Raw genomic sequence first — 20,196 nt, forward strand, 5'->3', positions numbered from 1 at the left:
GCCGGCACCAAGTGTTGCCGCTGCGTAAAACGCACCTCACCGGGACTGCGAGCGCCGGTGAGGGTGAAGTTAATCTTCGTTTACATAAGCGAAATCACGGGGCAATTGGGCGTCCGTACGCTCGGTACCTAAGTGCGGCAACCGGCTGAGCTCGGAAGCTGCAAAGCGGCGAAAGGTACCCCTCATGAACACGCAACAGATCCTCGTCGTCGGCGGCGGCCCGGCAGCCCACCGCTTTGTCGAGGCCATGGCGTCCCGCGGACTGGACGGCTTCACCGTCACCGTCCTCACCGAGGAGAGCTGGCTGCCGTATGACCGGGTTGCCCTCAGCCAGGCACTGCTCGACGACGTCAACCTCACCCTGGGCGAGGCGGCCATGTGGGAGCACCCCGCCATCACACTCGCCACTGGCTCCCGGGCCGTCGCGCTGAACCGGGAGGCCCGCACCGTCACCACCGAAGCCGGCGACGTCTACCCCTACGACCAGCTCGTCCTCGCCACCGGCTCCAATGCCGCACGCCTGCCGCTTCCCGGCATGGAGTCGGCGCACGTGTACCGAACGGTCGACGACGTCCGTACCCTCCGCGCGGAGGTCACCCGCCTCACGCAGGAGCATGGACGGACCATCAACGCCGTCGTCATCGGCGGAGGGCTGCTGGGCCTCGAAGCGGCGGGCGGTATGCAGTCCCTCGGCGCCAACGCCGCCGTCATCAACGGTGCTCCCTGGCTCATGAACACCCAGCTGGACCAGGGCGCCGGGCAGGCCCTCGACCGGCTGATCACCGCCAGGGGACTCACCGTCCACGGCGGCGTCTTCCCGAAGGAATTCGTCCTCGAGGACGGGCGGATGACCGGCGTCGATATGGCCGACGAACGCCGCATCCCGGCCGACCTCGTGGTCGTCGCGGTCGGCGTCCGGGCCCGCGACGAACTCCCCCGCGACGCCGGGATGACCATGGGTCCGCGCGGCGGCGTGGTGATCGACGACGCCTGCGCCACCGAGGATCCGAGTATCTGGGCCATCGGCGAGGTGGCCTGCTTCGAGGGCATGTGCCTCGGCCTCGTGGCGCCGGCGAACACCATGGCGGAGATCGTCGCGGACCGGCTGCACGGCGGCACCGCCACGTTCCCCGGCTTCGACACCGCCACCAAGCTCAAGCTCTCGGGCGTGGAGGTTGCCAGCTTCGGTGACGCCTTCGCCAAGACCGAGCACAGCCTCGAGATCGTCTACGCGGACCCGGCGCGCGGGCTCTACCAAAAGGTGGTGGTCACCGACGACGCCAAGACCCTTCTCGGCGGCATCTTCGTCGGCGACGCCTCCCCCTACACCGCACTCCGCCCGCTGCTGGGCCGCGAACTGAGCGCGGAGCCGGGCGCCTACCTCTCGGCGGCCGGCGCAGGCGAGGCACCGGATACCGAACTGCCCGACGACGCCATCCTCTGCTCCTGCAACAACGTCTCTGCCGGCTCCATCCGCGACGTGGTGAACGGCTGCGGCACGTGCGAAGGACAGGAACCGGTCCGCGAACTGAGCCCCCTGAAGGGCTGCACCAAGGCCGGCACCGGCTGTGGATCCTGCGTGCCGATGCTCAAGAAACTTCTCGAGGGCGAGCTGAAGAAGAGCGGCATCGAGGTCTCCAAGGCGCTGTGCGAGCACTTCGCCATGTCCCGCCCCGAGCTTTTCGAAGTGGTCCGTGTGCTGGAACTGGACAGCTTCGAGGGCATCATCGAACGCTTCGGTGTCCCCGAATCAGGGCTCCTCGGCTGCGACATCTGCAAGCCGGTCGTCGGCTCCATCCTCGCCTCCCAGCGCGCTGAGTACGTGCTCGACGGCGGCCGCGGTATCCTGCAGGACACCAATGACCGCGCCCTCGCCAACATGCAGAAGAACGGCACCTACTCGGTGGTCCCCCGCATTCCCGGCGGCGAGATCACACCGCAGAAGCTCGGCGTCATCGCGAAAGTGGCCCAGGACTTCAACCTGTACACGAAGATCACCGGCGGCCAGCGCATCGACCTGTTCGGCGCAAGGCTTGAGGAGCTCCCGAAGATCTGGAAGATCCTCGTCGAGGCGGGCTTCGAGTCCGGCCAGGCCTACGGCAAGAGCCTCCGCACCGTGAAGTCCTGCGTCGGATCGACGTGGTGCCGGTTCGGCGTCCAGGATTCGGTGGCGATGGCCATCCAGCTGGAGCTGCGCTACCGCGGCCTGCGCAGCCCGCACAAGCTGAAGTTCGGCGTCTCCGGCTGTGCCCGCGAGTGCGCGGAGGCCCGGGGCAAGGACGTCGGCGTCATCGCCACCTCGGACGGCTGGAACCTGTACGTCGGCGGCAACGGCGGCGCGGCGCCCGCGCACGCGCAGCTGCTCGCCAAGGACCTCGACGACGACACCCTCATCCGCTACATCGACCGCTACCTCATGTACTACATCCGCACCGCCGACCGGCTGCAGCGCACCGCGGCTTGGCAGGCGGAGCTCGACGGCGGTCTGAAGCACGTTGAGGACGTCATCATTTCCGACTCGCTCGGCATCGCCGACAACCTCGAATCCGCCATGGCCCGGCACATCGACAACTACGAGGACGAGTGGGCAGCCACTCTCCAGGACCCCGAGCGCCTGCGCCGGTTCCGCTCCTTCGTCAACGCCCCGCACGAGAAGGACGACTGGATCGCCAACGTCCCCGAACGCGGCCAGATCCGGCCCGCCACCGACGCCGAACGCGCAACCGCGCAGGGCGGCACCGGGCCGGTGCTGCTCGGCGCGGGGATACCGGTCCGCAGTGGTTCGTCGGAAGGACTGCCGGAGTCTCGGGAAACAATGGAGACGCTGGAGGCAGCAGAATGAGCACCGCTGCCGGATCCAAAGTCAACGGCATCGAACTGACGCTGAATTGCGCAGGACTGACCGTCCTCATCGCAGGCACGACGACGGCGGCACGCTCCACCGTGCGCCGGTACACCGCCGGTGGAGCTACAGTCCGCCGCATCGCGACGCCGGCCCAGTTCCACCCGCGCCTGCTGGACAACGTGAGCCTGGCGGTGGTGGTGGAAGGCGCTGCTGCGGACAGGGCTGGAATCGGCAGCGCGATGCCGGCCAACCCCAGAGCGGACGACGGCGGTCGCCTGGCTGGGCAGGGCTGGGAACCGCTGCGAGACGCCTGCCGCGAGCGCAGGATTCTCACCACCTCCGAGGAACCAGCCACGTCGGGTGGCCGGGTCACCCTGATCGGCGGTGGACCGGGTGTGGAGGACCTGCTCACGGTGCGGGCGAAGCAGGTGCTACGGGAGGCCGACGTCGTACTCTTTGACCGGCTGGGACCGTACCGTACCCTGCCGCACCTGGCGCCGGGTGCTGAGCTGATCGACGTCGGGAAGACTCCGGGCCACCACCCGGTCAGCCAGACGGACATCGAGAAGCTGATGGTTGCCAGGGCTCGCGAGGGCAAGCACGTGGTGCGGCTCAAGGGCGGCGATCCGTTCGTCTTCGGGCGGGGCGGTGAAGAGGTCAACACCTGCCTGGCCGAGGGCATTCCGGTGACCACTGTGCCTGGGATCAGTAGTTCCATTGCCGTTCCGGCGGCGGCCGGCATTCCGGTCACGTACCGAGGCGTCGCGCATGCGTTTACCGTCATCTCGGGTCATCAACCGCCCACCGACACCGAGCTCGAGGCGCTGGCGAAGCTTGGTGGCACTATCGTGGTGCTGATGGGAATCGGGACGCTTCCGCAGTTGACGTCCGGTCTGCGCAAGGCCGGGCTGGCTTCGAGCGTGCCCGTCGCGATTGTCGAGAAGGGCTACAGCCCCGACCAGCGGACTACCGTCACCAACCTCGGGGAGGCCGTGACTGCGGCGGGGCTGGCGCGCTGCACGTCTCCCGCCGTCGTCGTAATCGGTGAAGTGGTGCGGCAACACCGCGATTTTTCCGCAACGCTTGAGCAGGCTTTGGCGCGGCCGCTGGGAGTGTCGTGATCGTGAGTGCGCCGGTGGCGTCGGATCTTCCGGCCGAGGGCTCGTTGGCGGGTTTTCGGATCGGTGTGACCTCCGACCGGCGGTCGGGTGACCTCATCGACGCGCTGGAGCGGCGCGGCGCCACAGTGCTGCACGCGCCCGCGCTGAAGATTGCTCCGGTGGCGGCTGACCTGCCGCTCATTGAGGACACCCGGCAGATCATTGCAGCGCGGCCCGACTATGCCGTGGTTACCACGGCGTACGGGTTGCGCCGGTGGTCGGAGGCTGCGGACGCGGCCGGCGTCGGGGAAGCGTTACTGGCGGTGCTCGGCGAGGCGAAGATCTATGTCCGTGGGCCGAAGGCGCGCGGGGCGGTGCGTGCAGCCGGGCTGACCGACGTCGGCATCAGCTCGGATGAGACCACGGCGTCCCTGGTGAACATGATGCTCGGGCTCGAGCTGCGCGGGAAAACCGTCGCCGTTCAACTCCACGGCTACACCGATTTCCGGCAGCTGGACCGGTTGCGGCAGGCCGGTGCACGTGTCCTCACTGCGACGCCGTACCGCTGGGTGAAGCCGTCCGGCGCCGATCAGCTGCCGCGGCTCATCGAGGCCGCCTGCAGCGGCGCGCTGGATGTCGTCACGTTCACGAGCGCTCCGGCGGTTGACGCGGTGCTGAGCACGGCGTCCGAGATGGGTTGCCGGGACGCCTTCGTGCAGGCGTTGCGCGGGCAGGTGGCGGCCGCCGTCGTCGGACCGGTGACCGCGCAGCCGCTGGTCGACGCGGGAGTATCGCCGCTGATTCCGGATCGGTACCGCATGGGCGCGCTCATCCGGCTGGTCGGCGAGTACCTGGGCCAGCACCGCGTGCTGCAGTACCCGAGCCGCTACGGGCTGATCGAACTGCGCGGGAAGAACCTGCGGATTGACGGGAACGCTGTGGAGCTGGCGCCCGCGCCGATGAGCCTGTTCCGGGCACTGGTTGAGGCGAACGGTGCGGTGCTGTCGCGGGAACAGCTCGCCGGAGTGCTCGCGGGCGATGCCGGTGAACACGCGCTGGATATGACGATCAGCCGGCTGCGGAAGTCGCTTCCCGAAGCCGCCCTGGTGGCGACGGTGATCAAGCGCGGGTACCGGCTCCAGCTCTAGCTCGCGCAGCTCCAACCCCCAGCGTCGAGTTGGCAGGACACACCCCTTTTGACTAGCTATTCACGGCGTGTCCTGCCAACTCAACGCGGGGGCGGGTGGCGCAGGTGGCGGCTCGCCGTGCGGACGGCGTCGCTGATCCGGTTCAGGCGCTCCGAGTTCAGCGTCCACGTCTGCCAGTGCAGCGGCACGTCGGAATGTGCGTCCTTCTCTAGGAGCACCAGGGTCCCGTCGTCGAGATCCGACTCGAGCTGCAGCTCGGGAATCATGCCCCAGCCCAGGCCTGCCCGGAGCGCGGCGAGGAACGCTTCCGACGACGGTATGAGGTGCCGGGGCGGCGGCTGGCTGACGCCGTGGGACAGCAGGAACCGTTGCTGCAGGTCGTCCTTGGCGTTGAACTGAAGCACCGGCAGGCGGGAAAAGTCCGCGCCGTCGTCGTTCTGGAAGCGGTGCTGCAATTCGGGCGTGGCGACCGGCAGGTAGCGCATGTAGCCAAGGAGTTCGGCGCGGCAGCCGTTGACCGGCGCGGGATCGGAAGTGATGGCCCCAATGACGTCGCCCTGCCGAAGGAGCCTGCTGCTGTGGTCCTGGTCCTCGACGCGCAGGTCCAGCGTTGTGTCCGCCCAGCGGCCCGCCTCAGTCAGGACCGGGACAAACCAGGTGGCCAGCGAGTCGGCGTTCACCGCCAGCGGGGTGACGGTTCGGGCGGCTTCTCCGTGGCCAAGCGCTGAACGGGTTTCGGCTTCGATGATCTGCACCTGCCGGGCCATGCGCAGCAGCACCGATCCCGCGTCGGTCGGAGTGCAGGGAGTGCCTCGGCGCACCACGATCTGCCCGACCGACGCTTCGAGCGCCTTGATCCGCTGGCTGACCGCGGACGGAGTAATACGCAGGACGTCCGCGGCGCCCTCGAATGACTCCTCGTCGATGATCGCTGCAAGTGCCCGCAACTGTTCGAACCGCATGAAGTAAATCTAATGCACCTGTAGTTTCTATAGTTTGTCTACATCATCGCCGCTGTCTAGCGTTGGCGTTATGTTGAGTATCTGGGGCACGGGCCTGCTGACCGGGCTTGCCCTCATCATCGCCATTGGCGCGCAGAATGCGTTCGTGCTGCGCCAGGGCATTCGCCGCGAACACGTGGGCGTTGTGGTGGTGCTCTGCATCGTGAGCGACGCACTCTTGATCCTCGGCGGCACTGCGGGAATCGGTGCGCTGGTGTCCCGCTTCCCCGCCGTCCTCGACATACTGCGCTGGGGTGGCGCGGCCTACCTCACGTGGTGGGCTATCCGCTCATTCAGGTCGGCGCTGAAGCCGGCGGCCCTGACGGCGGAGGCGCCGCGGAGCCGCGGCTCAGTCGTCGCCACCACGCTCGCGCTGACCTACCTCAACCCGCACGTCTATCTGGACACCGTCGTCCTGCTCGGAAACCTGGCCAACCAGCACGGAGACGGAACGCGGTGGGTGTTCGCGGCCGGCGCCGTCGTCGGAAGCATTATCTGGTTCAGCGCGCTCGGCTTCGGAGCCCGCGCGCTCTCGGGAGTGCTGAAAAGCCCACGCACCTGGCGGGTGGTGGACGCGGTCATCGGCGTCGTCATGCTGGTTCTTGCGGTCAAATTGATTGTGGGCTGAGGGCGGCGTCCAGTCCGGTCAGTGCCGACCCGCACACTCCTGCCGCTGACGCTAGGATTAGGGGAAATACGCCACGCACCAGATCGAGGAGACTCATGGCACACCCGGTAGGCAAGACTCGCGAAGAAGACAACAAACGCCCGGAGCACTCCGGTGAGGGCCACGGGCTTCAGAACGCGCTCGCTTTCGCTGTGATGCTCATCCTCTTCGCGGGATCCATCTACTCCCTGACGTTCTTTGAGCGCACCAACGTGTGGCCGTTTGCGGTGTGCCTCACACTTTTCTTCCTGGCGTTCTGGATTCCGCAAACCATCATGGGCCGTTCCGACTCCGGTTACCGGATGGCCAAGGGCGACCGCAAAGCCTAAGCTCAACACCGCACTTTTCACCTTCAGGGGGTCCGCCGAAGCGGGCCCCCTGTTTGCGTCTCAGGGACGGCCCGATCGAATGTTACGCAATGTGACGCCGGGGAATAAGCACGCGCCGTCGACTGCTGAAATGGATAGCTGCCCGCACCCGGGCACCGAATTCACAGCGTCAAAAGGATACCTCCATGATTTCTCGCCGTCTTCCGCTGCTCGGCGCCGCGACCGCCATCGTCCTTGCAGTTGCCGGTTGCGGTTCCTCCGCCTCCAACGAAGCCGCCGAAACCGAGTCCACCGGCGGCACCACTCTCGCTGAGATCCAGGAGTCGGGCGTGCTGACTGTCGGCACCGAGGGCACCTACAAGCCGTTCACTTACCACGAGGGCGGCGCCGGCGAGCTGACCGGTTACGACGTCGAGGTCATCACCGCCGTCGCGGAGAAGCTCGGCGTTGAAGCGGAGTTCGAAGAGACCCAGTGGGACGCCATCTTCGCGGGCCTCGAGGCCGGGCGCTTCGACGTCATCGCCAACCAGGTGTCCATCACCCCGGAGCGCGAGGAAGCCTACTCCTTCTCCGAGCCCTACACCTACAGCAATGGCGTCATCGTGACCTCCGCTGACAACAGCGAAATCTCCTCCTTCGAGGACCTCGACGGCAAGACCACCGCGCAGTCGCTCACCAGCAACTGGTACGAGCTGGCTGAGGAAAGCGGCGCCCAGGTCGAGGCCGTTGAAGGCTGGGCCCAGTCCGTGACCCTCCTTGAGCAGGGCCGCGTCGACGCCACCATCAACGACGAGCTGACCTTCCTCGATTACCAGAAGACCACCCCGAACGAGAGCATCAAGGTCGTAGCGGAGACCGAAGATCAGTCCCGCAGCGCACTGGCATTCCGCCAGGGCAGCGATGAGCTGGTCGAGGCCGTCAACGAAGCTCTCGAGGAGCTCCGCACCGACGGCACGCTGGCCGAGATCTCCGAGAAGTACTTCGGCGAGGACGTCAGCGCAGAGTAATTAGTACGACGACGGCGGGCACCGGTTGTGAGGCACGCAAGCCTCCTGCGGTGCCCGCCGTTTGTCTGTGCGTTTTTGGTTCAGCGACCACGATCAGCCACTGGGATAGCGTAGGAACTTATGGACATTGACTGGGATCTGGCCCTGACCTCGCTCTGGCCACTTATCCAGGGCGGCCTGATGGGTACCATTCCCCTGTCACTGGCGTCCATGGCGCTGGGTCTCGTGTTGGCCTTGCTGGTTGCGCTCATGCGGCTGAGCTCCAACAAGCTGGCATCCGGCATCGCGCGCGCGTACGTCTCAGTCATCCGAGGTACTCCCCTGCTCGTCCAGCTGTTCGTGATCTTCTACGGGCTGCCCTCCATCGGTCTGACCATCGATCCGTGGCCGAGCGCCATCATCGCGTTCTCCCTCAATGTGGGCGGCTACGCTGCCGAGATCATCCGGGCAGCGATCCTCTCCGTCCCCCGTGGCCAGTGGGAGGCCGGGCACACCATCGGCATGTCCCGCACGCTAGCTCTGCGCCGCATCATTCTGCCGCAGGCCGCGCGGGTATCGGTTCCGCCGCTGTCCAATACGTTTATTTCCCTGGTGAAGGACAGCTCGCTGGCGTCGCTGATCCTGGTGAGCGAGTTGTTCCGCCAGGCGCAGGAGATCGCCGCATTCAGCCAGCAGTTCATGCTGCTCTACATTGAGGCCGCGGCCGTGTACTGGGTTATCTGTCTTGTCCTTTCGGCTGGGCAGTCCCGACTTGAGAAGAGGCTGGACCGCTATGTCGCACACTGATCCTGCACCGGTGTTGACCGTCGAGGGACTCCGAAAGTCCTTCGGCGACAACGAGGTGCTGCGTTCGATTGACCTGTCCGTCACTTCGGGCGGTGTCGTCGCACTGGTGGGCCCCTCCGGTTCCGGCAAAACGACGGTGCTGCGCTCCCTGAACGGCCTGGAGATTCCCGACGCCGGCCGCATCACCTTCGATGGCGGCCCCGTCGTCAACTTCGGGTCGGGCGCGGCGAAGCGGGAGCTTGCGGCGTTGCGGGACCGGAGCGCCATGGTGTTCCAGCACTACAACCTCTTCCCGCACAAGACCGTGCTCGAGAACGTCATCGAGGGACCGGTGCAGGTTCAGCGGCGCCCCAAAGCTGACGCCGTGCGCGACGCCGAGGAACTGCTGGGACGCGTTGGTCTCGCGGAGAAGAAGGACCAGTACCCGCACGAACTCTCCGGCGGCCAGCAGCAGCGCGTCGGTATTGTCCGGGCTCTTGCGCTGCGTCCGACGCTGTTGCTGTTCGACGAGCCCACCTCCGCGCTGGACCCGGAGCTCGTGGGCGAGGTGCTCTCGGTCATCAAGGAGCTGGCCGACGAGGGCTGGACCATGGTGCTCGTCACGCATGAGCTTGCCTTCGCCCGCGAGGTTGCCACCGAGGTGGTTTTCATGGACGGCGGCGTGGTGGTTGAGCACGGGCCGCCCGAGACCGTCCTGCGCAACCCGCGGGAGGAGCGCACCCGGCGGTTCGTCCACCGGTTGCTGCACCCGTTCTAGAAGTTCCCTTTTCGGGGCTCCGCAGCGCATGCATCACAGGGCGACGGCTGCACGGATGGGCGGCTCCTGCGGTCCCTGGTCCAGCCGGAACGGCGGGTAATCGTCGGACATGAGGGCCGTATAGGAGATGGTCCTGTACATCCAGCGATTGATGCCCATGATGAGGTTGAACAGTCCCATCCGGTACACGCCCGTGAACAGCAGGATCACCGCGGTGATGAAAACCAGAAGCCCCAGCAGGGACATCCCGTTAGTGCCGCCGTCGGCCGTGGAACTCCAGACGCTGCCGGTAAACAGGCCGACGATGATCAGATGCGGCAGCGCGAAAAGCCAGGACTTCACCAACACCTGCCACCGTGAGAGTTTGGCCGGTTGTTCTACGTCGAAATTGGCCCTATAACTGGTCCGGGCCAGAGTGAACGGCGGGTAGTCATCTGTGCCCAGAACCCCCGTCGCGTAGAACGCCACCCGCCAGTGCCAGCGCATCACGCCAACGTTGAAGCGGAACAGCGACGGCGGGTAGTGACTCGTGAACAGAATCACGAGGCCGGCCACGACGGTCACCACTATGAAGGCGACCCACAGGAAAGCCAGCACAATGTAGTGCGGGATGGCCAGTAGCCATTTGAAGAGCCACATCCACCGGGTCAGGTTGGGGTCCAGCTGCCCCTCGAGCCGTGCAGGGTAACTCGTGTGCGAGTCTGCGTCTGGACGGATGCCTGCGTTGAGACCCGCCATGGCGGGAACCGCACTCATTCTGCTGCCCAGCCCTGCAGCCCCGAGGATGATGAGCGCCAACGCGGCCACCAGCAGGGAGAGGCCGGCCAGCACGGGCCCGGAGTTGGCGAAGACGATCACGTAGCCCGCAGCGAGCAGGTCTCCGACGATGATCAAAAGCATGTGTGGCGGACTCATCTTGTCGAGGGGCGCTTGGGATTGCGGAGTGGATCCGCCGGGTTCAGTACTCATAGCGTGTTGGTCCACGTATCTCGAGACCGCTGGTTCGTTTCGGGGTCCGGTGCGGGACCGGTTGGGATGGCGGGTGTGCGAGTCCAGGTCCAGGCGGAGCGCAGGATGAAGGCCAGGAGCAGCACCTCGATTCCGATCGAGAGGGCGTAGAAGGAGGCCCATTCCCAGTCCGTCGAGGCCGCGTTGAACACCATGACGGGGATGTAGAGCGATGCCACGAGGAGGTTTGTGGCCCGGTTTACCGGGGCGGGCAGCGTCATGGAGAACAGGATCATCAGGGCCGGGATCCCTATGACCACGACGAAAAGGGTCAACAAGGGCCCGCTGATGTCGAAGACATAGATTTCGCCACCCCGGATCTGGTCGATGGCGCCGGGCTTGTAGAGGTGGAAGTAGTCGATGTAGATGACGAAGAACATCAAGGTGGTCCAGGCGGCAGCGAGCTTGGCCTGCACGGGGACCGGCGGGTTGTCGAGCAGTTTCGGGGTGTCCATTCGGGTGGTCATCGGTTTTTCTTTCGAGAGGAGCGGTCCGTCCGCCGGAGTGGCGGCAGGTCTGGGTGTGCATACGCACGGGTTGGGTCGTTCTCGTCGGTCCGGTCGTCAGACGGTGATCACGACCTTCCCTTGGGAGTGGCCTGCCCCGACGTAGCGGAGGGCGTCGGCTGCTTCGTCGAGGGGGTAGGCGCGGTCGATAACGGGCGTGACTTGCCCGGTCGTGAGCAGGTCGGCCAGGGTGAGCAGGTCCTGACGCTTCCCGAGCGACGTGAAAGGCCTCAGCCGCTGACGGGTGAACCCGGACAGCACGCGCGCCTTGAGGATCCGACTGATGGGGCCGAGCCAGCGGCCGCCGCGTCCGCTGTTGGGGATGAGGGTGCCGGTGGGCGCCAGCGCGCCGCGGACAGCCGCCAGGGGGTGGGCTTCCACGTTGTCGAGGATGACGTCGTAGCGCTTCCCGGTGCGGGTGAAGTCGGTCTTTGTGTAGTCAACGACGTGGTTGGCACCGAGCGACCGGACCAAGTCGACGTTCCGGGTGCTGCATACACCCGTCACCTCGGCGCCGAACGCCTTGGCGATCTGTACGGCGAAGGAGCCCACGCCACCCGACGCACCAGTGACCAGCACCGTCTGGCCCGGCCGGACGTGTGCGATGTCGCGCAAAGCCTGCAACGCCGTCATGGCCGACGTGGGCACCGCTGCTGCGTCCACGACCGACAGGTTGGCGGGCACGGGAACGAGGTTCTTCGCCGGCACGCTGGCGTACTCCGCGAGCGTTCCAGCAGTGTTCCAGCCGAATACCTCGTCGCCGGGGCGGAGAGCGGTAACGTCCTCCCCGACCGCTTCCACCACGCCGGCGAGGTCCATGCCAGGGGTGACGTGGCGCGGCCGGCGCATCCCGAACGCCAGGCGCACCACGTACGGCTCCCCGGTCATGACGAAGTAGTCGCCGGGATGTACCGAGGCTGCACGCACCCGGACGAGCACATTGCCTCGACCGGTTGGCGATAGCCCGACCTCGGACACTTCGAGCACCGATGGCGGGCCGTAGCGGTGCTGCACGACGGCCCGCATCGTGGCCGCCCCGACCGGACTCGTTCCCGACGCCCGGCGTGCTCCGGCATTCAATGACTGTTCGATTCCCACAAAACCCTCCTCGCCTCCGGGCGGCGACTTTCGCTGCCCGTACACCGTACGTCGTACGCTGTACGGTATAGAATGATCGTACGGTGTACTATTGTCAAGGCTTTCGATAGAGCAAGGAGATCAGTGTCTGTGAAAAGACAAAGCGCGGCCGCGTCGGGCGCGGGGCTGAGCAAGCAGCGGGTGGTAGTTGAGGCGGTGCGGCTTGCCGACCGCGAGGGTGTCGATGGGCTGAGCATGCGTCGGCTGGCTGGTACGCTCGGCGCGGGCGCGATGTCGCTCTACCACTATGTGGCGAACAAGGAGGAGTTGCTGGATGCCATGATCGACGTCGTGTTCGAGGAGATCGAGCTCTCTCCGGAAGAGACCGACTGGCAGCCGGCGATGCGACAGCGGGCGGTGTCCACCCGACAGGTTCTCGCACGCCACCCGTGGGCGATCGGCCTGCTGGAGTCGCGGACATCGCCGGGGCCAGCGAACCTCCGCCACCACGAAGCAGTCACGGGCTGCTTGCGGAGGGCCGGCTTTCCGGTCTTGATGGCGACGCACGCCAACTGGTTGCTCGACAGCTATGTCTACGGTTTCGCCCTGCAGGAAGCCAGCCTGCCGTTCGACACCGCTGAGGAATTCGCGGACATAGGCGAGGACGTCTTCCTGCCCCAGCTTCCACCTGACGAGTTCCCCTACCTCAACGAGTCTGCCGCGGCGCTCGTCGCTGCCGGCTACGACCCGGCGGAGGAGTTCATCTTCGGCCTCGACCTCGTCCTGGCCGCCCTGGAGCCCCTGAGACCCTCCACGTAGCGACTTCAATGGGATAGTCCGGACCTCCCACTGAATCCGCCCGCTCAGTGGGAATGTCTAGACATTCCCACTGGTACCCGCGTTTCAGTGGGACAAAGCAAGCGCGTCAAGGTCCAAATGCTCTAGAGCAGACCCTTGGTGTGCCACACGGTCTTGGTCTCGGTGAAGAAGGTGATGCGGTCCAGCGAGGCGGCACCGGCGTCGGGGGCTTGCTCCGGAGGAAGCACACGCTTTAGGGTGTCGGCGGCAGCGATTTGCAGATCCACCCAGTCCAATTCGCCAGCGCCGAGCAGGTCCAGCGCGTTGACGTCCGCGTGCGCGGCAAGCCACGGAGCAATCTCTGCCGGCGATCCGCTCAGAATGTTGACGACGCCGGCCGGCACGTCGCTGGTCGCGAAGACTTCGCCAAGGCTGAGCGCCGCGAGCGGAGCCCGCTCGGAAGGAATCACGACGACGGTGTTTCCACTCACGAGGATCGGCGCCACTGCGCGGACGAAGCCGAGCAACGAGCCGGGAACACCAGCTGCCTGAGGGGCGATGACCGCCACCACACCGGTGGGCTCCGGCACGGACAGGTTGAAGAACGGACCCGACACGGCGTTACCGTTGCCGGCAACCTGAACGTACTTATCGGCCCAGCCGGCGTACCAGACCCACAGGTCGATGGCTTCGTCCACCTGTGCAGTGGCAGTCGAGAGCGAAACGCCCTCGAACGCCGCGATTTCCTCGGCGAACTGCGCACGGCGCCCGTCCAGGATCTCCGCGATCCGGTACAGCACCTGCCCGCGGTTGTAACTGGTTGTCCCGGACCAGCCGCTGACTGCGCCGCGGGCTGCTACGACGGCGTCGCGGGCATCCTTCCGAGAAGCCTTCGCGGCGTTGACTGAACTCACCGAAAAGCTCCCTTTCGTGGTTGCAACCTCGTACACGCGCCCGGATTCGCTCCGGATGAACTTGCCGCCGACATACAGCTTGTACGTCTTCGGAACAGCGAGGCGGCTCATCGGTTGGCTCCGTTCAGTGCCGAGCGGGAAGGAACAGTCGGTGCGAGGTACGCATGCAACCCCTGCTTGCCGCCCTCGCGCCCATAGCCCGACTCCCTATACCCGCCGAACGGCGAGGCCGGATCAAACTTGTTGAACGTGTTGGCCCAGACGACGCCGGCCTTCAGCTTGTCTGCGACGGCCAGGATGCGGCTGCCCTTGTCCGTCCAGATGCCTGCGGACAGGCCGTAGGGCGTGTTGTTGGCCTTGGCGATCGCCTCGGCAGGCGTGCGGAACGTCAGCACCGACAGCACGGGGCCGAAGATCTCGTCCCGGGCAATCCGGTGGCTGGTGGACACGTTGGTGAAGATGGTCGGCGGGAACCAGAAGCCTTCCGACGGCAGGTTGCACGCGGGGCTCCAGCGCTCGGCGCCCTCCTGCTCACCAACGTTGGACAGTTCGTGCATCCGGCCCAGCTGCGAGGCGGAGTTAATGGCACCGACGTCGGTGTTTTTGTCCAGCGGGTCACCCACGCGCAGGGTGGACAGGCGCGCTTTGAGCCGCTCGACGACGTCGTCGTGGATGGATTCCTGCACCAGCAGACGGGAACCTGCGCAGCAGACCTGGCCCTGGTTGAAGAAAATGCCGTTGACGATGCCCTCGACGGCCTGGTCGATGGGGGCGTCGTCGAACACGATGTTGGCGCCCTTGCCGCCCAGCTCGAGCGTGAGCTTCTTGGACGTGCCGGCGGTTGAGCGGGCAATCTGCCGGCCCACCGCCGTCGAACCCGTGAAGGCGACCTTGTTGACGTCCGGATGGTTGACCAGCGCTGAGCCGGTTGAGCCGGCGCCGGTAACAATGTTGACGACGCCTGCCGGCAGGTCAGCCTGCTGCAGGATCTCGGCGAACAGCAGGGCGGTCAGCGGTGTGGTTTCGGCGGGCTTGAGCACCACAGTGTTGCCTGCGGCGAGCGCGGGAGCGATCTTCCATGCCAGCATCAGCAGCGGGAAGTTCCACGGGATCACCTGTGCAGCGACGCCGAGCGAGCGCGGGTTCGGGCCCATGCCCGCGTATTCCAGCTTGTCGGCCCAGCCTGCGTAGTAGAAGAACCAGGCGGCGACCAGTGGGATGTCGACGTCGCGGCTTTCCTTGATGGGCTTGCCGTTGTCCAGGCTCTCGGCCACGGCAAGTTCGCGGGCGCGTTCCTGCACCAGCCGCGCGATTCGGAAGAGGTACTTTCCACGGTCGGCACCGGACATCCGCGACCAAGTCTTCTCGTACGCACGGCGGGCGGCGACGACGGCAGTGTCCACGTCCTGCTCGTTGGCGCAGGACACTGTGGCGATGTGCTTCTCGGTGGCCGGGGAGATGGTGGTGAAGGACTCGCCGTTGCCGGGGACGAACTCACCGTTGATGAAGAGTCCGTATTCGTCACGGAGATTGAGGATCGCTGCCGACTCGGGCGCGGGAGCGTAGTCGAGGAAATTCATGACAGGTCCTTTAGTCGATCGTGACGTAGGCCGGGCCGGAGTAGCGGCCGCTGGTGAGCTTCTGGCGTTGCAGGAGCACGTCGTTGAGGAGGCTTGAGGCGCCGAAGCGGAACAGGTCCGGCTGCAGCCACTCCTCCCCCACAGTTTCGGCGACCGTGACCAGGTATTTGATGGCGTCCTTCGAGGCGCGGATTCCGCCAGCGGGCTTCACACCGATCTTCTCGCCGGTGAGGCGGTGCCAGTCGCGGACGACCTCGAGCATGGACAGCGTCACGGGCAGTGTGGCGGCCGGGGTGACCTTGCCGGTTGAGGTCTTGATGAAGTCACCGCCGGCGAGGATGCCGAGCCAGGAGGCGCGGCGCACGTTGTCGTAAGTGTTCAGCTCGCCGGTTTCGAGGATGACCTTCAGGTGCGCGTAGGTGCCGTCAGGACGCTTGCACGCTTCCTTGACGGCGACGATCTCGTCAAAAACCTGCCCGTACCGCCCGGAGAGGAACGCACCGCGGTCGATGACCATGTCGATCTCGTCGGCTCCGGCGGCGACGGCGTCGGACGTGTCGGAGAGCTTGACCGATCGGGACGCGCGGCCGCTCGGAAAGGCGGTTGCCACGGCGGCGACGTTGATGCGGTTGGGGGCGCCGTCGTCGTGCGCTGATCCCAGCGCTTCCACAGCGTGGGGCACCATGTCGCCGTAGACGCAGACAGCGGCGACGCGAGGAGTGGACATGTCGTCAGGGTCCGGAACCATCGCTTTGGCCACCAGGGACTTGACCTTGCCCGGCGTATCGGCGCCTTCGAGCGTGGTGAGGTCGGTGAGCCGGATGATGGTGTCAAGCGCCCAAGCCTTGGAAGTGGTCTTGATCGAGCGCGTTCCAAGGGCGGCGGCGCGGGCTTCGAGGCCCACCGCGTCAACGCCGGGAATGCCTTCGAGGTAGCGGCGCAGGCTGCGTTCGGTGAGGTCGCCACCGATCACATCCAGGGCCCTCGACGCCGGTGCAACGGTGGTTCCGGCGCGCGTGGTTTCCATGGTCACATGTTCTCCATACTTCTACTCGCTGCCATGCGCGGAACGGTTCCCGCCGCACCCGTTTGGCCGTTGATTCTGCTGAATCGGCGAGGGGTATCGATAGCGTCGGGACAGGTGGTCGGACCCGCATGGACGCTACGACTTTACCACTGGGTAACGACGGCGGCGCGTCTCATCCACAGCGCTGGCTCACCGGTGGGACGGCCGGCTTCCGGTTCCTCTCGCGTGTCTGTCCCTTGCCTGTGGCTGACCCAAATTGCCCATCTTCTTGTCGCCTTACCCGACTACGACGGCGTTTCCCCGCCGACACGCCGCAGTTTCGCTCAGATCGCGGGGAAACCGGTACGCCGAGCGAGGTTCCGCCGCTTACCTCAACGAAACCCGAGGGCTTGTGCATGGGTAGCCAAGGAAAGCTCGCGCTTTCTTGATGTACATCGCCGGGCCTAGTTGAAGTTTCAACGACAGGATCATGCCATCGGAAGAATTATTGGGGAAGGAACAGAATTATGAACAAGATGGCAAAAGGCGCAATCGCAACGGCCGCAGGAGTCGTGTTGCTGATCGGCGGCGGGGGAACTCTGGCTGTTTGGAACGTGGAGCGGGAGTCTGGAGCCGGCCAAATCACTGCGGGCGATTTGAATCTGACGACTGAGGCTGGCTCCTGGACGGTTCTCGGTGTGGACGGGCCGGAAGAGATCCTGAATATTGCGGACTACAAGATCGTTCCCGGTGACGTGTTGACCTACACGCAGTTGATGGACGTCACTTTGGATGGCGATAACCTTGCGGCAAATCTGACGGTGACGAGTCCTTCCGGCAGCAACAAGGATTTCGTCGCGGACACGTTCGAAGTATCTGAAGTCCGACTCACGAAGGGCACCGCGGAGATCCAGAACCCGCTTACCGATGATGTGACGGATGTCGTTGCCACCGCATCTTTCGAGTTCAAGGAATCTACGGGCGGCCGCTTAAGCAGGAACGCGACTTACAACTTCGACACAGTGGCTTTCAAGCTGGAACAGATCGCACCGGCACCGACCGACGCTTCGGCAGCGCCTACCTCGTAGAGCGGGCATTTTCATCAAATAGCTCTACTCCTTTGAGAACAATGCGGAACTGATCAACAGAGCAGGAGAATGACCTCGATGCGTACGGCGACAGCGATAAGAACCGGAATGGTGCTTGCTGTCGCCGTCGTGCTTGGCCTAATGGTCGCACCGGCTGCTCACGCGGTTTGGAGCGTTTTCGTTCCATCCAATGTAGGCACAATTCAAGCAGCGAACTTCTCGGTCAAGCTAATCGGATCACCACTAGTCACAGAGCAGGAGATGGTTCTAGCGGACGGATCGCCTGCCACCGTCGAGCTGATCGGTTACGGTGCTGAACTGGGGAAGCTGTATCCCGGCGGAAGCGTGACAGCGGGGGTACAGGTCACCAACAAGACAAACGCTGGCTCTGACTTCAACCTTGGGATCACGTTGTCCGAGCCATTCACGAGCAAATCCGTCCTCGCTAAGCACCTAACAGTCGACTATGCCACCGCCGGAAGCCTCGAGACCTGTTCGGTCGCTGCATACGGTGCCCGGGAGCAACTGCCGAGCATCGAGATCGGTAAGGAGGAAGCTGCGGTGATCTGTTTCAAAATCGGGCTGAAGGCCAATACTGGTTCCGACATGCTGGGCGAAACCGCTTCCGTCGAGGGGACGTTGCTCGCAACGCAGATCGGCAGGACGCCATGAAGGTCCTGAAGGGAGCAGGCAAGGCAGTTAGCTTCACCGCGCTCACCCTCGCGGTCCTGGCAGCACTGGTGCTGATTGCCGTTCCGCGGGTCACCGGCTCCTACACCTACACCGTGCTCACAAACTCGATGGCGCCGGGTTATCCCCCGGGAACGTTCATCGTCGTCAAGCCGGCCCCGTTCGACGAGCTGGGAATTGGCGACGTCATCACCTATCAGCTCGAGTCGGGCCGGCCCGAGGTCGTCACTCACCGCATCACAGGCGTCAGCGCCACCCAGCAAGGCGAGCGCACCTACATCACCAAGGGTGACAACAATTCGGTCGAGGATGCTGCTGCAGTCCTCGAGGTCCAAGTGAAGGGGAAACTTTTCTACGCGGTGCCCTATGTCGGTTTCGTCGCGAACGCTGCAGGCCAGGGTGACCGCAACAGCGTCATCCACTTCGCCGCTATCGGCCTCGTCGCCTACGGGATTTTTACTATCGGCCGTGGTGCTTTCGGCAAACGGAAGAGTCGCTCGGAGACTACGGATCACGGGTCCGCTCAGGAAGAACAGCAGGAGAATCAGCCCGTTTTGGTTACTGCCGGAGGCAAGCCGTGATTCGACGTGGCGCTGCCGCGCGGGGCTTATTCGCGATCTCCATTCTGGGCGTGAGTACGTTGCTGCAGACCTCAGCGGCGCAGGCTTCCGAGCAGGAGCCAGCTTTGCAGTTCAGCACCGACGGCGTCTCATACTCAACGACGCTGTCCGATCCAGTCCTGCAGAATCTCGAACCCATCGTTCCCGGCGGCGCGATCGAGCGGCGACTGTGGATCCGCAACAACGGCGGCGATGACGCGCTCCTGTCAATTGCAGCCCTAGCCGGTACCGTAGCTCCCGCCTTGGAGCAGGAGCTCAAGGTGCGGACGGCTACTCAGCATTGGTCCGGTGCACAGGCACCCCTCGGGAAGTCGGGATCCTGCAGCAATCTCGCGGTCGGACTGCCAGTATCGGCTGGGGAAACCATGCGTCTGGCCTTAGATCTGCAGTTCGACATCGACGCCCCGAATGAGACTCGGCAGCAGTCGGCAGGCTTTGCACTTAGTTTCCTGCTACAGGATGCACGCGTAGGTACTACCTCGGGAGCCTGTAGCGACCCTCGCGGCGTGGTCGTCCCCGGGTTTGGTTCAAATAATCCTGCCGCAGGCACTCCCGTTCAAGAGCCGAGAGCTCAGGCACCGCACGGCATCCTCGCCTATACCGGTGCCTCAATGCTCCCCTGGCTCACCGGCGGAGCAGTTGCGATCGGAGTGGGTGCGCTGCTCGTAGCCTTGGTAAGACGTCGGTCCAGCGAACAAAGGAAGGAACAGCAATGAAGAAGCCAAGAGTCAACCGGCGGCTCGTTCTGATCGCCTTTCTTGTTGCTGTGCTCATCGGCGGCGGCGGTCAGGCGGTGGCCCTGTGGCAGCAGAGCTCAAATCTCACCATGCAGGTGGCATCTAGCAAGTTGCCCCCAGTGAATTTCGGACCCTGTGACTACACCGGCAACTCGGGTAAAGCAAGGGTAAGTTGGGAAAAACCACCGAATTTCGACGTCTCGCATTATGTTGTCACCGTTTATAAGAACGGCGACCGAGTGGGTAAAGACAGCACTATATCCACCAATTCTCTTGAACTGAATTCTGAATTTTTCGGCGCTGTCGCAGGCGACATATTAACCCTCGGCGTTGTCGCGTTCTACAGCGGCTACAGCAGTCCGGTGGCGATCTCGATGGACATCCGTGTCATCGCCGGCAACAATGCACCGTTGAGGTGCTAGGGAGCGCTTCGACGCTAGAAACGCATCCCCATTCTCTCCGCGAAACCCCAACGACTGCGGCGCCTCCCCGCAGATACGCCGCACGCCCATCCCGAAGGTGGGGAAAATAG

Annotated in this window: 21 protein-coding genes; 14 read left to right on the forward strand and 7 right to left on the reverse strand. The window is 64.9% G+C overall.

Features of this window, described 5'->3' with window-relative positions:
* Nucleotides 1–184: 184 nt before the first annotated feature.
* Genes nirB through Q0877_RS02475 form a run of 3 tightly spaced genes read left to right on the forward strand, consistent with a single transcriptional unit; the run spans nt 185 to nt 5,093 of the window.
* The gene (gene nirB / locus Q0877_RS02465; protein WP_299165509.1) at nt 185–2,842 is read left to right on the forward strand and encodes a nitrite reductase large subunit NirB; all 2,658 of its coding nucleotides are present in this window, start codon (nt 185–187) and stop codon (nt 2,840–2,842) included.
* Nucleotides 2,839–3,966: a uroporphyrinogen-III C-methyltransferase gene (gene cobA / locus Q0877_RS02470; RefSeq protein WP_299165510.1), complete on the forward strand. Its 1,128-nt coding sequence runs from the start codon at nt 2,839–2,841 to the stop codon at nt 3,964–3,966. Before nirB ends, cobA begins: the two co-directional genes overlap by 4 nt.
* 2 nt (nt 3,967–3,968) lie before the next feature.
* Nucleotides 3,969–5,093 carry a uroporphyrinogen-III synthase gene (locus Q0877_RS02475; RefSeq protein WP_299165511.1) on the forward strand — a complete coding sequence of 375 codons (1,125 nt, stop codon included), beginning with the start codon at nt 3,969–3,971 and terminating at the stop codon, nt 5,091–5,093.
* Between the two features lie 80 nt (nt 5,094–5,173).
* On the opposite strand, the gene Q0877_RS02480 is transcribed toward Q0877_RS02475, so the two are convergent.
* Nucleotides 5,174–6,055 (reverse strand): LysR family transcriptional regulator ArgP, encoded by an 882-nt coding sequence (locus Q0877_RS02480; RefSeq protein WP_299165512.1) that lies wholly within the window; start codon nt 6,053–6,055, stop codon nt 5,174–5,176.
* 70 nt (nt 6,056–6,125) lie between these two features.
* Between Q0877_RS02480 and Q0877_RS02485 the strand changes: the two genes are divergently transcribed.
* The 5 genes from Q0877_RS02485 (at nt 6,126) to Q0877_RS02505 (ending at nt 9,640) form a co-directional block, all read left to right on the forward strand.
* The gene (locus Q0877_RS02485; RefSeq protein ID WP_299165513.1) at nt 6,126–6,722 is read left to right on the forward strand and encodes a LysE/ArgO family amino acid transporter; all 597 of its coding nucleotides are present in this window, start codon (nt 6,126–6,128) and stop codon (nt 6,720–6,722) included.
* A 95-nt stretch (nt 6,723–6,817) separates the two neighbouring features.
* Nucleotides 6,818–7,090: a hypothetical protein gene (locus Q0877_RS02490; RefSeq protein ID WP_299165514.1), complete on the forward strand. Its 273-nt coding sequence runs from the start codon at nt 6,818–6,820 to the stop codon at nt 7,088–7,090.
* 185 nt (nt 7,091–7,275) lie between these two features.
* Nucleotides 7,276–8,097, forward strand: coding sequence for an amino acid ABC transporter substrate-binding protein (locus Q0877_RS02495; protein ID WP_299165515.1), 822 nt, complete (start codon nt 7,276–7,278; stop codon nt 8,095–8,097).
* Between the two features lie 126 nt (nt 8,098–8,223).
* On the forward strand, nt 8,224–8,883 hold the full coding sequence (locus Q0877_RS02500) for an amino acid ABC transporter permease (RefSeq protein ID WP_299165584.1): 660 nt from the start codon (nt 8,224–8,226) through the stop codon (nt 8,881–8,883).
* The gene (locus tag Q0877_RS02505) at nt 8,870–9,640 is read left to right on the forward strand and encodes an amino acid ABC transporter ATP-binding protein (protein ID WP_299165516.1); all 771 of its coding nucleotides are present in this window, start codon (nt 8,870–8,872) and stop codon (nt 9,638–9,640) included. The genes Q0877_RS02500 and Q0877_RS02505 overlap by 14 nt, the downstream gene beginning before the upstream one ends.
* A 33-nt stretch (nt 9,641–9,673) precedes the next feature.
* Here the strand turns inward: Q0877_RS02505 and Q0877_RS02510 are convergent, their stop codons facing one another.
* The 3 genes from Q0877_RS02510 to Q0877_RS02520 all read right to left on the reverse strand — a co-directional run bounded on the left by Q0877_RS02510 (nt 9,674) and on the right by Q0877_RS02520 (nt 12,252).
* Nucleotides 9,674–10,609: a DUF4389 domain-containing protein gene (locus Q0877_RS02510; RefSeq protein ID WP_367182110.1), complete on the reverse strand. Its 936-nt coding sequence runs from the start codon at nt 10,607–10,609 to the stop codon at nt 9,674–9,676.
* Entirely contained in the window at nt 10,606–11,115 is a 510-nt protein-coding gene (locus tag Q0877_RS02515; protein ID WP_299165517.1) for a DUF6326 family protein, read from the reverse strand. Before Q0877_RS02515 ends, Q0877_RS02510 begins: the two co-directional genes overlap by 4 nt.
* Before the next feature lie 96 nt (nt 11,116–11,211).
* The gene (locus Q0877_RS02520; protein WP_299165518.1) at nt 11,212–12,252 is read right to left on the reverse strand and encodes an NAD(P)-dependent alcohol dehydrogenase; all 1,041 of its coding nucleotides are present in this window, start codon (nt 12,250–12,252) and stop codon (nt 11,212–11,214) included.
* A 129-nt stretch (nt 12,253–12,381) separates the two neighbouring features.
* Between Q0877_RS02520 and Q0877_RS02525 the strand changes: the two genes are divergently transcribed.
* The gene (locus Q0877_RS02525; protein WP_299165519.1) at nt 12,382–13,050 is read left to right on the forward strand and encodes a TetR/AcrR family transcriptional regulator; all 669 of its coding nucleotides are present in this window, start codon (nt 12,382–12,384) and stop codon (nt 13,048–13,050) included.
* 122 nt (nt 13,051–13,172) lie between these two features.
* Here the strand turns inward: Q0877_RS02525 and Q0877_RS02530 are convergent, their stop codons facing one another.
* The 3 genes from Q0877_RS02530 to deoC are packed head-to-tail and all read right to left on the reverse strand — an operon-like array spanning nt 13,173 to nt 16,550.
* Nucleotides 13,173–14,054 (reverse strand): aldehyde dehydrogenase family protein, encoded by an 882-nt coding sequence (locus tag Q0877_RS02530; protein WP_299165520.1) that lies wholly within the window; start codon nt 14,052–14,054, stop codon nt 13,173–13,175.
* Nucleotides 14,051–15,523 carry an aldehyde dehydrogenase family protein gene (locus Q0877_RS02535; protein ID WP_299165521.1) on the reverse strand — a complete coding sequence of 491 codons (1,473 nt, stop codon included), beginning with the start codon at nt 15,521–15,523 and terminating at the stop codon, nt 14,051–14,053. The genes Q0877_RS02530 and Q0877_RS02535 overlap by 4 nt, the downstream gene beginning before the upstream one ends.
* 10 nt (nt 15,524–15,533) lie before the next feature.
* Nucleotides 15,534–16,550 (reverse strand): deoxyribose-phosphate aldolase, encoded by a 1,017-nt coding sequence (gene deoC / locus Q0877_RS02540; RefSeq protein ID WP_299165522.1) that lies wholly within the window; start codon nt 16,548–16,550, stop codon nt 15,534–15,536.
* 506 nt (nt 16,551–17,056) lie between these two features.
* On the opposite strand from deoC, the gene Q0877_RS02545 reads away from it, so the two are divergent.
* The 5 genes from Q0877_RS02545 (at nt 17,057) to Q0877_RS02565 (ending at nt 20,086) form a co-directional block, all read left to right on the forward strand.
* Nucleotides 17,057–17,617: an alternate-type signal peptide domain-containing protein gene (locus Q0877_RS02545; protein WP_299165523.1), complete on the forward strand. Its 561-nt coding sequence runs from the start codon at nt 17,057–17,059 to the stop codon at nt 17,615–17,617.
* Nucleotides 17,618–17,695: 78 nt separating this feature from the next.
* Nucleotides 17,696–18,289: a hypothetical protein gene (locus Q0877_RS02550; RefSeq protein ID WP_299165524.1), complete on the forward strand. Its 594-nt coding sequence runs from the start codon at nt 17,696–17,698 to the stop codon at nt 18,287–18,289.
* On the forward strand, nt 18,286–18,888 hold the full coding sequence (locus Q0877_RS02555; protein WP_299165525.1) for a signal peptidase I: 603 nt from the start codon (nt 18,286–18,288) through the stop codon (nt 18,886–18,888). Before Q0877_RS02550 ends, Q0877_RS02555 begins: the two co-directional genes overlap by 4 nt.
* A gap of 50 nt (nt 18,889–18,938) precedes the next feature.
* Complete coding sequence (locus Q0877_RS02560) at nt 18,939–19,643, forward strand: hypothetical protein (protein WP_299165526.1); 705 nt, start codon at nt 18,939–18,941, stop codon at nt 19,641–19,643.
* Entirely contained in the window at nt 19,640–20,086 is a 447-nt protein-coding gene (locus Q0877_RS02565; protein WP_299165528.1) for a hypothetical protein, read from the forward strand. Before Q0877_RS02560 ends, Q0877_RS02565 begins: the two co-directional genes overlap by 4 nt.
* Nucleotides 20,087–20,196: the final 110 nt, after the last annotated feature.

The sequence above is a fragment of the uncultured Arthrobacter sp. genome, from assembly GCF_947495145.1.
GTDB lineage: Bacteria > Actinomycetota > Actinomycetes > Actinomycetales > Micrococcaceae > Arthrobacter_D.